Raw genomic sequence first — 13,762 nt, 5'->3', positions numbered from 1 at the left:
CGCGGGGCCCTGGGCCCACGGCCGGGCGGGGCCGGGCCGGGCGGCGCCCCCCGTCGGGCCCGCCCCCGGGGGGCGAGGAGGGGTGGGGGGGGGGCGGGGGCGGGTCCGAGTGGCGCCGGGGGGGCGGCGGTAATGCCATGGGGGTGCCACGGGCACCCGCGCCGTCACCCGGAAGCCGCCGTCGGGGCACGGCCCGGCCCGGAACTCGCCGTGCAGCAGGCCGATCCGTTCCCGCATCCCGACGATGCCGTACCCGTGCCCGGGGCTCCGGCCGCCGGGCACGCCGTGAGATTCGTGCGTGGCCCGCGTGTTCGACGAGGCGGGCTCGGGGCCGGCGTTGACCACGCTGAGGGCCAGTTCCGCCGCGCGGAACTCGATCGACACCCGGCACGCGCGCACCTGGGCGTGCCGCACCACGTTGGTCACCGCCTCCTGCACGATCCGGTAGGCCGACAACTCGATGTCCGGCGGCAGCCGGCGGCGCGGACCGGACCAGACGAGGTCCACCCGCACCCCCGCAGCGGTCGTGGTCGCGGCCAGCCGGGCCACCTCGTCCAGACCGGGCATCGGGGCCGACTGCTCGGCCAGGTCGGCAGCGTTGTCGTCGGCCTCGCGCAGCGCTCCCAGCAGCCGCCGCAGGCCCGCCAGCGTCTCCCGCCCGGCCGCCTCCACCTCGCCGAGGGCGGCCCGGGCCCGCGCCGGCTGGGTGTCGAAGACCCGGCGAGCTGCGCCGGACTGGAGTGCCACGATCCCGATGCTGTGCGCGACCATGTCGTGCAACTCCCGGGCGATGCGTAGCCGTTCCGAGGTGATCGCCTGTTCCGTCGCCCGCGCGCGCAGTGCCTCGGCGTGTGCGTGGCTCTGCCACACCGCGTGTCCGATCAGCCAGGCGATCACCGTGGCCAGCGCCGCCGTCACCGTGGTGCTGCCGTAGTCGTCCATGCCGGACAGCGCGCGCAGGCCCGAGTAGCCCAGCAGCGTCCCGAGCGCCAGCGCGCCGGCCGTGACCGAGGTCCGGGCTGGCCGGGTCGCCGCCAGGTAGCAGATGGCGACGTCGACCACCAGGTACTGCAGCAGGGGGATGTCGGCGACGGCCATCGCCATGACCGACAGGACGGTCCCGAACAGCAGCAGGCACAGCGCCGTCAAGGGCCGGCGCCCACGCCGGCCCGCGGCGAGCACGGCCAGCACCGCGAGCGCCTCGTTCACCTGGTCGCCGAAGGGCAGCGTGAGGACGGACAGGCCGTGGCGGGTCTGCATCTGCTCGAAGACCGTGTACGCCGTGACCGCGAACCAGAGCAGTACCATCCAGGTGCCCGGCGACACGTGCGAGAGGTACTTGGGCGGCACCCGGGTGAGGTTCATGCCGCGAGCGTAGCGATCAACCTTCCGGTGGCGCAGTCATCCACGGATGTCAGCCTGGGGTTGACATCGCATCAGGCCGGTTGTTGACCGTCGGCAGATGTGCGCCGATGCCTGTGACCGGCACCGTGGTCCCCGTGATCGAAGTCAGTCATCTCACCAAGCGCTACGGCCGCATCACCGCCGTCAACGACCTGTCCTTCACCGTCCGCTCCGGCCACGTCACCGGATTCCTCGGCCCCAACGGCGCGGGCAAAAGCACGACCCTGCGCATGATCCTCGGCCTGCACGCCCCGACCAGTGGCACCGCGACCGTCGCCGGCCGTGACTGCCGGGGCCTGCGGCGGGCCCTGCGCCAGGTCGGGGCGCTGCTCGACGCCGGTGACGTGCACGGCGGCCGCACCGCCCGCGACCACCTGCGCTTCCTGGCGCGCAGCAACGCGATCCCGGCCGGCCGGGTGGACGAGGTCCTGCGGGAGGTCGGCCTCATAGCCGCCGCCGACCGGCGGATCGGCGGCTTCTCGCTGGGCATGCGTCAGCGCCTGGGCATCGCCGGGGCTCTCCTGGGTGATCCGCCGGTCCTGATGTTCGACGAGCCGCTGAACGGGCTCGACCCCGAGGGGGTGCTGTTCGTCCGGGGCCTGTTCCAGCGTCTGGCCGCCGAAGGCCGCACGGTCTTCGTGAGCAGTCATCTGATGACCGAGATGGAGCACACCGCCGACCGTCTCATCGTGGTCGGGCGCGGCGAGTTGCTCGCGGACGAGACCGTGGCCGAGTTCGCCGCTCGCGGCTCGCGCAACACCGTTGAGGTCCGGGCCGATGATCCGGCCTCGCTGGTGGCCTCCCTGACCGCCGAGGGGGCGCAGGTGGTCCAGGCCCCGGACGGCCTGCTGACGGTGACCGGCCTCGACGCGGTCGCCATCGCGCAGATCGCCGCCGCGCGCGGTGTCCTCGTTCACGAACTGGCCGCCAGGAGCGGCTCGTTGGAGCAGGCCTTCATGGAGCTGACCGGCGCCAGCGTCGAATACGCGGCAGGAGAACGAGCATGAGCACCCGGACGGAAACCCACCCTGTGACGAGCGGCACCCGCCAGGCACCCGACGGCCCGCCGGTGAGGTTCACCGACCTGCTGGCGGCCGAGTGGATCAAGTTGTGGTCCCTGCGCTCGATCCCCTGGTTCTTGTTGATCAGCGCGGTGGCCATCATCGGCCTGAACGCCAACGGTGCGCGGACCTCCCGCTCCGAATGGGCGTCCTGGACGGTCGACCAACAGGCCTACTACGCCAGGGTCGGGGCGTTGCACGACGCGTTCACCCGGCCGTGCGCGTCCTTGGTCCTGCTGGCCATGGGGGCGGTGGGCGCGATCGCGATCCTCAGCGAGCAGACCACCGGCCTGCTGCGGACCACGTTCGCCGCGGCGCCGGCCCGCCGGGAGGTGATCGCCGCCAAGGTGCTGATGGTCGCCGGGGTGGCGGCAGGATTCGGCGTGTTCGTGGTGACCGTGTCCTTCTGGCTGGACGAGGCGATCCTGGCCGGGAAGTACGGCGGCGTCTCGATCGGTCATCCCGGCGCCTTGCGACTCGTGACGGCCTCCGCGCTGCTCGCGCCGATCGGCGCGCTGGTCGGCCTGGGGCTCGGCGCGGTGATCCGGCACAGCGTCACGACCATGGTCACGCAGTTCGTCCTGCTCTTCATCATCCCGACCTTCGTCCACAACAACACGTACTGGGGCGCGGTCATCGACAACGCGCTGCCGTTCAACGCGTGGGCCCGGCTGCTGCTGCCGGCAAAGGAGATCGGCACCCCCTACCCCTCCACACTCGGCGGCGCCTGGACGGTCTACGCCCTCTGGACGGCGCTCGCGGTGGTGCTGGCGATAACCACCGTGCCGAAGCGGGACCAGTGACAGACACACAACCGACGAGTGCACCGACAGGGGCCCGCAAACCCGAGAGCCAGATTCACCCACGGGCGACGATGCCGGTCGTCGGCCGTGGCCCGGCTGCCGCTCGTCAGTCGCTCCACCGTCCACTCGGCCGGACTGGCCTAGGTAGACAAGGGGTATGCCGGCCGGCTCCCGCCCCGGATCACGCTGACCGGGGGCGGACACGCCGCGCCCGCCGAGGAGATCGCACGGCTAAAGCCGCTGATCACCCGGGGCGAGACGGCAGGCGGTCAGCAGCGACACCAACAAGCCGGTGGGAACGGCCTGGCCGGCGTCCTACGACCCCGGCCAGGCATCCATACGCGGGCCACCCCGCGCCACGCCACCTCGAGCAACGTTTTATGCCCTCATCACAAGATCATCAGCAGTCAACGATCAAAAAATTTGGCCGGCCGGGTCAGCTACCCAAGCGCGGGGCATTGCCCGGTTCGGCCCAAGAGACCTGGGGAGAGTCCGTGACCACCACGCCGTTCACAAGCCGCAATGAAATGACGCGCCGTCGCATGCTGGGCGCCGTACTCGCGGTCGGGGCCGCCGTGCCGCTCGCCGCCGTGGGCCCCGCCTGGGCCGCCCCGGGCGCCCAGGGCACATCGGCCCCGACCGGTTTGGGCCCGGTGCAGTTCACGCTGCCGGAGCCCACCGGCCCGCACCAGGTGGGCACGGTGGAGCTGCACCTCGTCGACACCTCCCGCCCCGATCCCGACGCCGGCCCCGGCCAGTTCCGCCAGCTGATGGCCAGCGTCTGGTACCCCGCCCGCGGCGACGTCGATCGGTACCCGCGCGCGCCGTGGATGCCCGCCGGCGCCCTGCAGGCATTCCTCGCCTCCGGCGGCTTCCCGCCCGACGCCGCGCTGCTGACGTCCGGTCACGAGGGCGCCCCGGTACACCGCACGGGCCAGGGCCTGCCAGTGGTCGTCTACTCGCACGGCGCAGGCAGCCACCGCTCCGACCACACCGTCATCGTGCAGGAGCTCGCCAGCCACGGCTACGTCGTGGTGACGGTGGACCACATCGGCGACGCGTTAAGCCAGCTGCCCGACGGGCGAGTGGTCACCCCGGCCATGGACATCCAGCACACGCTGTACGCCGTGGACTACGCCACGGACATCCGCTTCGTCCTCGACTGCGTCGAGCAGCTCGCCGCCGGGCACAACCCCGACGCCGAGCACCACCCGCTGCCGGACGGGCTGTGCGCGGCCATCGACACCTCGCGCATCGGCATGTTCGGCTGGTCGAAAGGCGGCACGGCCACCGCCTGCGTCATGCTGGCCGATCGGCGGGTGCGGGCCGGGCTGAGCCTGGACGGACCGATGCAGCCCGGACCGAAGCAGCCCACCATCACCACCGACCTGGATCGGCCGTTCATGATGATGACCGCCAGGTTCACCCGCGCCCAGGACCCGAACGTGGCCCTGTTCTGGTCCCACCTGAAGGGCTGGCGACTCAACGTCCAGGCCGACGGCGCAACCCACCAGTCCTACGGCGACACCCAGGTACTCATACCACAGATGGCGAAGCTGATCGGCATGAGCGACCAGCAACTGAAGGCATGGATCGGCACCCTCGACCCCGCCCGCGCGGTGAAAATCCAGCAGGCATACCCGCTCGCCTTCTTCGACCAGCACCTGCGCCACCACCATCGGGGCCGCCTGCTCGACGGTCCGTCGGGCGCCTTCCCCGAGGTCCACTACCTGCCGTAGCGGCAGCGGACGGACCGCGGCGCTACGGGGCTGCGCCGCGGTCCGTACGGGACCTCATACGGAGGAAGAGGAGTTCGGGGTCTCCGCGGTGCGGCCCGGACGCGCGTCGGAGATCACCGCCTGTCGCCACGACAAGCTCACCGCCCACCTGCGGGCGGCCGGTCTCGGTGCCATCGCCGACCTGGGCTTCGTTGGACTCGACGACGGCGCTCCCGATGCCGACCCGGCGGTGATCACCGGCTACAAGGCGGCCCGGAACCGACCCCTGACCCGTGGTCAGAAACTTTCCAGCAAGGCGCTGGCCGCGGTGCGGGCCCCGGTCGAGCACGGCTTCGCCCATCTGAAGAACTGGCGCGTCCTCGGCAAGGTCCGCAGGGATCCGAAGTGGGCGACCGCGCTGGTGCGGGCCCTGCTGGTGCTGACCAACCGGGAAGTCGCCCGCTGAGGGATGATCTTGCTGGTGGACTACCACCCCGGACCTGCCCGAGCCTCCCTATACCTACGCACACCAGGCCATCTGACGTGCAGATTTCACGATGCGCCGCGCTCATTGGGCCAACCATTGAGGGGCCGTGCAGGGTTCGGCTTCAACAGTCGAACACCGACCAGCAGATGTCGTTGCGCAGCCGCTGGTCATCAAGTACGAGCTCGCGGATCTCCTCCGGGAGCTGATTGCGCTGCCACTGGCACTCGAGTCGCCCAGCGTTCTCGCTCTCGCCTTCCGGTGCCGCCGCACGTGCGGCCTTGATCGCGTAGGCGGCCGCGCCGAGCTCGTGCGCGGCGACGTGGGCTACGGCCCCGGCCTGGCCAGCGGCGTACGCGGCATGCCGTGCTGCCCCACGCAGGTCTCTGGCTGCCCCCATCGCATGGCCGCCCGCCGCGCGAGCCTGCATCATCTTGACCTCGCCACGCACCCAGGCCCGGGCATGCTCGATCGCCTGGCGCGGTCGCAGGTCCCCAGGCTGGGCCGACTCGAAGAGGCCAAGGACGTGCTCTGCACACGAGGCAGCCCACAGAGCGAGGAGACGGTGATCCGCATCAGTGAGAGTCCCACCACGGCGGATCGTCACGAAGCGAGGGTCCCGGACCTTCGGGAGGATCATGACTTACACTGCCTCCTGCGCGCTTCGGCGCCACTCGCTGGGGTCTGCCCTGGCGGCCGCCGCCTGGCGCAGGGAACGATCCAGAGTACTCGCCAGACCCCTACGACAAGCACAACAGAACCCGAGTACCACTCCAGCTGACTGGTCGGACGATCTTCACCGTGGACACCGGCCGCCGACTAGTACGAGTTCCCCTACTGCCCGTCACGCCACTCCGGTGACCTGCAACTTCACGATGCACACTACTTATTGGACATCCGCGCCGCGGTTGAGATCAATCCCGATTCCTCATGTGGCCGGTCAAACCGACAGTGTGTCGGTTTGACCGGCCACATTGCTTTACAGAGCGTGCTCTGGCCCCGCTTCGGCTCGGAGCTGGTCAATCGTTCAGTTCTGTGACAGGGCGAAGGCCAGCATCGCGGTGGAGGTGAAGTCGACGGAGGGTTCCACGGTCTGCCAGGCGCCCGCGTCGTCGAGGAAGCGGGCCTTGGCCCCGTCGAAGTCGGTCCAGGGAGTACCGGGGTTGGAGGAGCAGCGCTTCATGGTGGGGAAGGTGTTGAGTTCGGCGAGCTTGTCTGCTGCGTTCGGCCCGTTGACGACGGCGCCGCGCAGGATGTCGCCGGTGCCGTCGAGGCTGCCGCCGAGGTTGGCCAGTTGGTGTTCGGGGCAGTGGGGGTAGATCTCGCCTGCGCCGATCATGAAGGTGCTGCCCCAGGAGTTGGCGCTCAGTGCCCAGCCGCGCTGTTGTGCGCCGAAGGCGTCGGAGAACTTTCCGTCCCGGTCGCGCAGGAAGAACCGGAAGCGGTATGCCTGGTCTTCCAGGGGCATCAGCAGGTTCCGGGCCTGCTGGGTCACCCAGTCGCGGTTCGGGTGTGCGGTGATGCCCAGGATGTGAACCCGTCGTGTTTCGACTTCCATGACGAACAGCACGTACAGGCGTCGGCAGAAGGCGGTGTCCACGTGGAAGAAGTCGCAGGCCAGCGGGCCTGATGCCTGGGTGCGGAGGAAGACGGACCGGCTGTCTTGCGCCCGCTTGGGTGCGGGCGGGATGTTGCCCTGACGCAGTACCGCGCGGACGGTGGCCGCTGCCACGGTGATGCCCAGCCGGGCGAGTTCGCCCTGCACGCGCCGGTGACCCCACAGTGGATTCTCGCGGGCCAGGCGCAGGACCAACTCCCGGGTCTGCTGGGGTATCGGCGGTCGGCCGGGACGCTTGCGGGGGTAGGTCCACCTGTCAGCGATCAGCTCGCGATGCCAGCGCAGCAGCGTGGCCGGGGTAACGAAGAAGCTGCTCCAGCGTTCCCTGGGCAGGAGTCTCGACAAGGCCGCCAGCAGTACCAGGTCGCCTGGCTCGAGCTGCGGTTGACCGAGCTGGCGTCGGAGCACCGCGAGTTGGTGTCGTAGGACCAGGAGCTCGACGTCCTTCGCCGCGCTGCCGAGCAGCCGTAGGCCCACCAGCTCCAACGACCTGCGCGTCAACAGATGGATCCAGGACCATCGCATGACCACCGATCATGCCCCGACCCACTTCGTCCCCGCAGGGAAACGCTGCAGGTCAACGCCCCGAGCTCGGATTTTCACGCCGGACAGGCTCAGCCGCATCGCCAAGCGCCACAAGGAAGGCTACGCGGACGCCGTACGGGACAAGCAGCAGCTGGAGGCCCGATCGAGGCTCTGGAGGCGGAGCTGGCCCAGTTGCGCACAGCCGAGGAAGCCCACCAGTCCTGACGGCCCACCCTGCTCAACAGCTGCTCCCCTCCGACACGGCGGAGGAGCAGCTCACGAGCCGGGCCACCTCCCGCCGCTGCCACTCCTCCGTAGGGTCCGGACCGCCCGCTCCGCTGCTGGCGTCATCCCAAGCTGATGCTTATTAGTCACTCCGCAACCGGTATTGCTCGTGCGATCTATGTGCAGAATCGGACTCAGCAGCCGGCGGACCGCTGCCTACCCGATCTGAGGTGGGACAGGGCGCGGACGAGCAGATGACGCCGTGAATCTGGCGGCAGGCCATAGCTGCTCACGGAGCGTGATGAGATGCCTCCTGAGTGCGTCGGGGCCGTGGGTAGCGATGGCTCGGAGCGCGCTGACTCGATGGCCTTCCTCCCACACTCCGTGCTCGGGGACGAGGAAAGACTCTACTGAGATCGCCTGTTGTTCGAAGGGAGCCGTATCGAGGTAGGAGAGTCCGCCACTGCCGCACAAGTAGGTCGAGGCATTGACGGACGAGCACAGATCGGCGAGGCGGAGTGAGCGGCCTTTCCTGGCTGGCAGGTCACGGCTGTGTAGCACCGTCCCGTCCCAGTCGAGCAGTCGCAGGAGTGCGAGCGTGGAGGCTTTGGCGATGGCCGCAGTGCGGTCCGTGATTTCGAACAGGTCGAAGAGCGCGCCCAGTCGCTCTTGTAGCTGGAGCCAATACGGGCCGCGACTGTAGAGCTGTTGGAGCAGGCGCTGAACTCGCTGCTGGCTGCGGAAGGGTTCAACCAAGTGGGCGTCGGAGATCAGGGTGTCGCGGCCGTGCGGCAGGTGCGTGGGGAGCGATAGCCACTGCCACTTCCTTGGGTCGTTCAACTGTGCGAGTCGAGCGCGGTGTTGGTAGTCGCGGCGGACGAACTGGACATCGTCGTAGACGATCCAGACGTCCGCCGTGTACAGCTTTGCCAGGGTTGATAGGCGGGGGAAAAGGTTGGGCTGGTGGATGGCGCAGACGGCCGCGGTGAGCCTGCCTGGCCGTTGATCAGGAACTGAGGAGACGGCTGTCGAAGCCGTCGGCGAGGAGACGCTCATAGGCGTCATGCACCACCTTCGGTACTTCCTGCTCGATGGCGAAACCGAACGGCGGGTACTCGATGACCCGCTGCAGATCGCCGACCAGATTGTCAATGACGAGCTTGTCGTCGCCGATGACTTTCACATAGTCGTCCAGTGCCATCGGCGTGGACGCACACACAACCTCGACCTCGGGCCAGACCTTGCGGCACGTGGCGAAAGCCCGGCGCTCCATGTACGGCATGGCGATCAGCATCACGGACCGCACCTCGATACCTGCCTCAGCCAGCACCCGGCGGGAGAACTCGATGTTCTGGCCGGTGTTGCGGGCGTTCGGCTCCTGAAGAACGGCCTCGCACGGAACGCCGAGCTCCACCGCGTGCTCGGTGAAGTGCACGGCCTCCCCACGGGGAAACCGTTCGGGATGCGTCGGGTTGGGGCCGCCGGTGAAGACGAGCGTCTTGAACAGGCCCATGTGGTAAAGCTCAGCAGCGTAGGCGGGTACCCCGAGGTCGTGACTGCCCAGGCCGATGGCCGCGTCGCACGGCCGGGCGTCGTGCTTCATCTGGTGGAAGTCCCAGATGAGAGCGGCGTCCGCCCACTGCTGTTCGGTGATCGTAAGCTGCTGAATGTCCGTCACGTGTTCTCCAGGTCACCCGGGCCACAGGGCCACCGTCGGCCGCTCGATACTCCGCCGGATGCCCTCAATGCTGTGCAGTTGGTGACTCATACCGTACTGGGCGGCCAGCTGCGCGGCTCGGTTGAGCACGGCCAGCCCCTCGTCTGCCGTGGCCCGATCGGACAGAAGGATGTGCCCATGGGCGGTCGAAAGCCTTACCTGCTGCATCGGTGAGCTGCCGCTTCCAGAGCTCCGCGCGACCTCGATCAGCCGAGTCGCTGTGGCCAGGTCGCCGGCGCCCCGATGTGCCAGGGCGAGCTTCTGGTGGGCTACGGACCAGTCCTCTGGCTCACCGATGACCTCAAAGGCTCGGATCGCGGTTCCCATGACCTGCGCAGCGTATGCGTGCTGTCCCTCCTTGGTGAGCGCGGTACCAACCCACAGCTTGGCTCTGGCACGGTCTCGGCCGCTGAGCCGGTCGTCGATCGCCAACTCCTCGTATCTTTTGGCAGCCAGGTCGAGCTTCCCGGACATCTCGAACGTCACGGCGAGCGACAAGTCGAGCTGAGCAACCCGACGGGGGATGTCCAGATGAGCGAAGAGTGACCGGGCCTCGGTATAGGACTGCCGCGCCGACAGTGGCCCCGCCACGGCTCCTTGATCCCGTTGGAGATCGCCGAGAAGCGTTGTTGCCCTGGCATGCAGGTACAGGCCCTTGTCGTCGAGCTCTCGCAGCGGCCATCGTCCGCGCCATCGCCCGAGAAGATCAGCGGCGAAGGCGAAGTCCTGTCGGCTGAGCGCGGCAACGGTCCGTTCGATGTCCTCGGTCCAGGATTCGTATTCCCACAGTCGAGGACCCCGTGACACGGTGCGGTTCCGCACCAGGGGAGTGGCACCCTCTGACAGCAGGACCTCGAAGCGAAGTTTTGCCGCAGTATCGGCTTGTGCGAGAGCCGTGTCGAGAATCGCCTGAGTGTCAGGACGCGGCACCGTGGTCGATCCGTTCTTCTCCCAGTTCGAAACCGTACGTTGCGCTACCCCGAGATGATCGGCGAAGCCGCGAACGCTCAACCGGAGGGCCCGTCGGAGCGCCCGCGCCTCGACCCCGCTCCACTCTTGGACAGCCGCCATCACACCTCCCGGGTAGGGGAGCCATCGAAGCACGGCGAAAGCCGACGATGCGTCAAAACTGCTACGAAAGTGCAACAGCGCCACATTCCCAAGCCGCACCGCGGCACGGCAGCCTGAGTGTCAGCGCCTCAGGCAGCCGAGGCGGAAGTCTCGAGGGTGGTGGTTTCGGTGGAGCTCACGGAGCAGCGATCAGTGCAGGGGCCGACCGTTGTCGGCTATCTGCGGACAGCTACCGCCGGAGCACCTCGGCGTGCTGCCCTGTCGCGGGTCCTCTCGGACTACTGCAACCGTCATGAACTCATCCTCGGGGCAGTTCTCATAGAGGCCGAGGGCCGTCCGAGTAACGGTGATCCTGCCTTCCGGGCAATCGTGGGCTCTTTGGCGTCGGCAGGCGTGTACGGGGTGGTCATGCCGTCCATGTTCCACCTGGGACCGAAACCGATCGCGGGCCTGCGTCGTCAGCTGCTCACTGCGTCAGGCGTTCGCCTTCTGCTTGCACGCCGCGACAGCAGCGGCTTCACGTAGTCCAGGTATGCCCTGCGGGCTGGCGGAGGCTGCCGAGGTGTGGTTTACCTGCCTGGTCACCGCGATGGCTCTATGCCCTTGGCGGTCTGCGAGTCAGAGGATGTTCCACCGCAGGTCGTGATCACCGTGGCGGAGACCTTCGACTCGGCGGGCCACCTCGGCCAGAGCCGGCGTGCCAGCCGAGGCGCGTTTCGCGTTCGTGGTGATCATCCGCAGCTCGCGAAGGTCGCGTAGGACGTCGTATCCGTCCCACGAGGTGACGTCGAACCCGTACCTCTGGGCGAACTTCTCGTAGTGGGAGGCACCGTAGCCGAACCGTCGGCAGTGGATCTCCACGGTGACAAGGTCCAGCTCGGGTGGGCCGAAGCATGCAGTGTCCCAGTCGCACAGCACCGCGGCTCCTTGGTGATGGAGTGCATTGCGGTGCTGAGGATCGCCTTGAAGCAGGCCGGGCGGCAGGGCGAAGCGAACCTTGCTGAGGACTTGCTCCAGCTCATTCAGATGCTTCGACAGGTAGTCGATGTCCGTGGCTGGTAGTGCGGTGATCGCATCGAGCGATCGCCGGATGGCCGCGACCGTGTCGAGCGGTCGAACTTGGAAGGGAGGTGCGGGGAGTTGATGCAAGGTGCGGAGAGGTACTGCCAATTCGGCGGCTGGCACGGGGACGTCGGGCTGCGGCAGGTACTCCCAGAAGGTCACCGCGTGTTCGCCTACGAGGACTGGCTGATCTACAGCGAGCAGCGCGACAGTGGGAAAGCTCAGGCTGGTGAGCCACTGGACCAGCTCGACCGTGCGCCGCACGTTCGCCTGGGGCGTGCCGACGCGGGCGATCTTGGCGACCGCCTCCACCGCGGGAAGCCGGAACACCGCGTTAGTGTGGCCACGCAGTATCTGCGCGCCCGACGGGTCAAGGTCGACCTGCCGACACGCGCTCTCCAGGACGTCGGAGACTTCGGACTCGGCGAAGCCGCCGATTCGGACAATCGGAGCACTCATGCCTACAAGGCTGACGGGCGGGAGCCTCTCCTGTCACGTCGTGCTGGCCGGCAGTGCCAGGATCTCGCCGAGTTCGCGCACAGCCCGCACCGACCGGTCGTTCTCCGGCAGTACGTCGATGATGTCCTGGGCCCGCGCGCCGAGGATTTCAGTCCGGTGCGCAGCAGGAACCTTCAGGTAGGTCTGGCCAGCCAGCTGACACGCCTCGGTGACGCTGCGCTCGTGGATCAGGCACATCGCCTGCTCAAGGTGCAGCAGCGCCGGATCGATGCCGGTCCGATCCGGGTACAGCATCAGGGCCTCGGCTTGCGCGTCGCGCGCGCGGGTGGTGTCGCCGAGGTAGGTGTACGCGCCGGACAGGTACAGGAGAAGCCGGCGCAGGGGGAAGGCCCAAGCGTCATCGGACTCCGATGCAACCTGCCGGCATCGATCGAACAGCTGCTGCGTTTCCTTGATCGCCGCGCGAGCGGCCTCAGCGTTGCCCTGCCTGGCTTGAGCCCGTGCTGCGGCCGCTGCCGCGAATGCGCCCGTTGCCGTGGGGCGGTTGCGGTTGAGGAGCCGCGCCTCGTTGGTGAAGCTGACCGCACGTTCCAGCGGCCCGTAGTAGTACGGCAGCATGGCGGCCTGGACCCGAACGCGCGCCCGCAACTCCCAACTGCCGCTGTCGTCGGCTGCAGTGCGCGCCGTGCCGTACCACAACTGCGCCTGTCCCAGGCGCCCGAGCTTCATCAGCGCGTCGGCGATCAACGTGGCCAGGACCGCGATCATCTCCGACAAGTGGACCTGCACATGGGCAGGCTGCCGCTCACTGGCCAGAAGACGTACCTCATCAAGCTCGCGCAGGAGCTGGCCAAGCATCTCTACGGGCGGAGCGACGACGTAGGCGCGGCGGAGATCCATCAGCCGCTCGTCCAAGATCTCAAGTCGTCCCGCGCTGACCGTCGTGCTGGCGAGTGTGCTCTCGACTGCCCGACGGTGGGAGTCCACGAGCACATCCACCGCATCACCAGCGGCGATCGGAGCAGTTACCCGTGCTGCAGCACGGGCCGCGTTGGGCGTTGTCACAGCCAGCGGCAGATTGCCGGCGGTGGCAGGCGGCTGAGCTAGGGTGCGGTAGTCGCCGGTCATGCCCAAGCCCTTGGCATCCGTCTCGTACAGCCGACACAGCAGGTCGATGGTCTGCGCGCGAGGAATACGTCCGGTTTCCCAGGCGCGCAGCTGGTCAATGTCGAGTCTCGGTCGGGCCAGTTGCTGTGCATCACACCTCTGGACCAGCTCATCGACAGCGCGTTGAAGGGTCCAGCCACGGGCGAGTCGCTGCCCTCGGAGCGGACTGACGCCGCAGCAGTCGACGATCACGGTGACGATCGCTGCCGTCGTCCAGCCGCAGGCCACGCCAGTGGCACGGATCTGTGCGGAACAGGACGGCTTGTGCGCCATGATGCACCTCCCTGACGACTGCGGTGCCCGTCAGCGTAGTAGCGAAGTTGCTGATGGTGAGACCAAAACCGCAATTAGTTACTAGTGCCGCATCAGGCAACGTTCGCCCTGGTGACGACTTCGCGTAGGCGCTCGTCGGCGGCGTGCTTGTTCCGCCAGATGATGTAGCGGCGGA

The 13,762-nt window shown here is 68.3% G+C and carries 11 protein-coding genes and 2 pseudogenes; 4 read left to right on the top strand and 9 right to left on the bottom strand.

Translation table 11 applies throughout. The annotated features are described in order from the left end of the window. On the bottom strand, positions 1–1,365 hold a 1,365-nt coding region (locus ACFC1R_RS37385; RefSeq protein WP_375946187.1), incomplete at its 3' end, for a sensor histidine kinase. 134 nt (positions 1,366–1,499) lie between these two features. Between ACFC1R_RS37385 and ACFC1R_RS37380 the strand changes: the two genes are divergently transcribed. From ACFC1R_RS37380 to ACFC1R_RS37365, 4 genes and pseudogenes are all read left to right on the top strand, one after another. Beyond that, positions 1,500–2,411, top strand: a complete 912-nt coding sequence (locus tag ACFC1R_RS37380) for an ABC transporter ATP-binding protein (RefSeq protein WP_375946186.1) — start codon at positions 1,500–1,502, stop codon at positions 2,409–2,411. After that, complete coding sequence (locus ACFC1R_RS37375; RefSeq protein ID WP_375946185.1) at positions 2,408–3,268, top strand: ABC transporter permease; 861 nt, start codon at positions 2,408–2,410, stop codon at positions 3,266–3,268. Before ACFC1R_RS37380 ends, ACFC1R_RS37375 begins: the two co-directional genes overlap by 4 nt. Positions 3,269–3,795: 527 nt before the next feature. Then, a complete protein-coding gene (locus ACFC1R_RS37370) occupies positions 3,796–5,007 on the top strand; it encodes an alpha/beta hydrolase family protein (protein ID WP_375946184.1) in 1,212 nt (403 codons plus the stop codon). Between the two features lie 79 nt (positions 5,008–5,086). Further along, positions 5,087–5,452: pseudogene (locus tag ACFC1R_RS37365) on the top strand (transposase family protein); the annotation flags it as partial. 142 nt (positions 5,453–5,594) lie between these two features. Here ACFC1R_RS37365 and ACFC1R_RS37360 read toward each other — a convergent pair. From ACFC1R_RS37360 to ACFC1R_RS37325, 8 genes and pseudogenes are all read right to left on the bottom strand, one after another. Continuing rightward, positions 5,595–6,110, bottom strand: coding sequence for a putative immunity protein (locus ACFC1R_RS37360; RefSeq protein ID WP_375946183.1), 516 nt, complete (start codon positions 6,108–6,110; stop codon positions 5,595–5,597). Positions 6,111–6,497: 387 nt separating this feature from the next. Then, entirely contained in the window at positions 6,498–7,613 is a 1,116-nt protein-coding gene (locus tag ACFC1R_RS37355; RefSeq protein ID WP_375946182.1) for a glycoside hydrolase family 9 protein, read from the bottom strand. 441 nt (positions 7,614–8,054) lie between these two features. After that, positions 8,055–8,894 carry a WbqC family protein gene (locus ACFC1R_RS37350; protein ID WP_375946181.1) on the bottom strand — a complete coding sequence of 280 codons (840 nt, stop codon included), beginning with the start codon at positions 8,892–8,894 and terminating at the stop codon, positions 8,055–8,057. Then, positions 8,845–9,516, bottom strand: a complete 672-nt coding sequence (locus ACFC1R_RS37345) for a YdcF family protein (RefSeq protein WP_375946180.1) — start codon at positions 9,514–9,516, stop codon at positions 8,845–8,847. Before ACFC1R_RS37345 ends, ACFC1R_RS37350 begins: the two co-directional genes overlap by 50 nt. Before the next feature lie 12 nt (positions 9,517–9,528). Continuing rightward, positions 9,529–10,626, bottom strand: a complete 1,098-nt coding sequence (locus ACFC1R_RS37340; RefSeq protein ID WP_375946188.1) for a hypothetical protein — start codon at positions 10,624–10,626, stop codon at positions 9,529–9,531. Positions 10,627–11,244: 618 nt separating this feature from the next. Next, on the bottom strand, positions 11,245–12,147 hold the full coding sequence (locus ACFC1R_RS37335; RefSeq protein ID WP_375946179.1) for a phosphotransferase family protein: 903 nt from the start codon (positions 12,145–12,147) through the stop codon (positions 11,245–11,247). 33 nt (positions 12,148–12,180) lie between these two features. Next, positions 12,181–13,587 (bottom strand): hypothetical protein, encoded by a 1,407-nt coding sequence (locus ACFC1R_RS37330; protein ID WP_375946178.1) that lies wholly within the window; start codon positions 13,585–13,587, stop codon positions 12,181–12,183. Between the two features lie 92 nt (positions 13,588–13,679). After that, a pseudogene (locus tag ACFC1R_RS37325) lies at positions 13,680–13,762 on the bottom strand (transposase); the annotation flags it as partial.

It is taken from the genome of Kitasatospora sp. NPDC056138 (genome assembly GCF_042264695.1).
In the GTDB taxonomy this organism is placed as follows: domain Bacteria; phylum Actinomycetota; class Actinomycetes; order Streptomycetales; family Streptomycetaceae; genus Kitasatospora.
The sequence above is the reverse complement of the archived record's forward strand: the minus strand, read 5'-3'. Positions and strand labels throughout refer to the sequence as shown.

What these genes read in the sequence shown, in the direction of transcription:
- ACFC1R_RS37360 (WP_375946183.1), bottom strand. Translation starts at nt 6,110, where the DNA reads ATGATCCTCCCGAAGGTCCGGGACCCTCGCTTCGTGACGATCCGCCGT.
- ACFC1R_RS37340 (WP_375946188.1), bottom strand. Translation starts at nt 10,626, where the DNA reads ATGGCGGCTGTCCAAGAGTGGAGCGGGGTCGAGGCGCGGGCGCTCCGA.
- ACFC1R_RS37335 (WP_375946179.1), bottom strand. Translation starts at nt 12,147, where the DNA reads ATGAGTGCTCCGATTGTCCGAATCGGCGGCTTCGCCGAGTCCGAAGTC.
- ACFC1R_RS37375 (WP_375946185.1), top strand. Translation starts at nt 2,408, where the DNA reads ATGAGCACCCGGACGGAAACCCACCCTGTGACGAGCGGCACCCGCCAG.
- ACFC1R_RS37370 (WP_375946184.1), top strand. Translation starts at nt 3,796, where the DNA reads ATGACGCGCCGTCGCATGCTGGGCGCCGTACTCGCGGTCGGGGCCGCC.
- ACFC1R_RS37330 (WP_375946178.1), bottom strand. Translation starts at nt 13,587, where the DNA reads ATGGCGCACAAGCCGTCCTGTTCCGCACAGATCCGTGCCACTGGCGTG.
- ACFC1R_RS37350 (WP_375946181.1), bottom strand. Translation starts at nt 8,894, where the DNA reads ATGAGCGTCTCCTCGCCGACGGCTTCGACAGCCGTCTCCTCAGTTCCT.
- ACFC1R_RS37355 (WP_375946182.1), bottom strand. Translation starts at nt 7,613, where the DNA reads ATGCGATGGTCCTGGATCCATCTGTTGACGCGCAGGTCGTTGGAGCTG.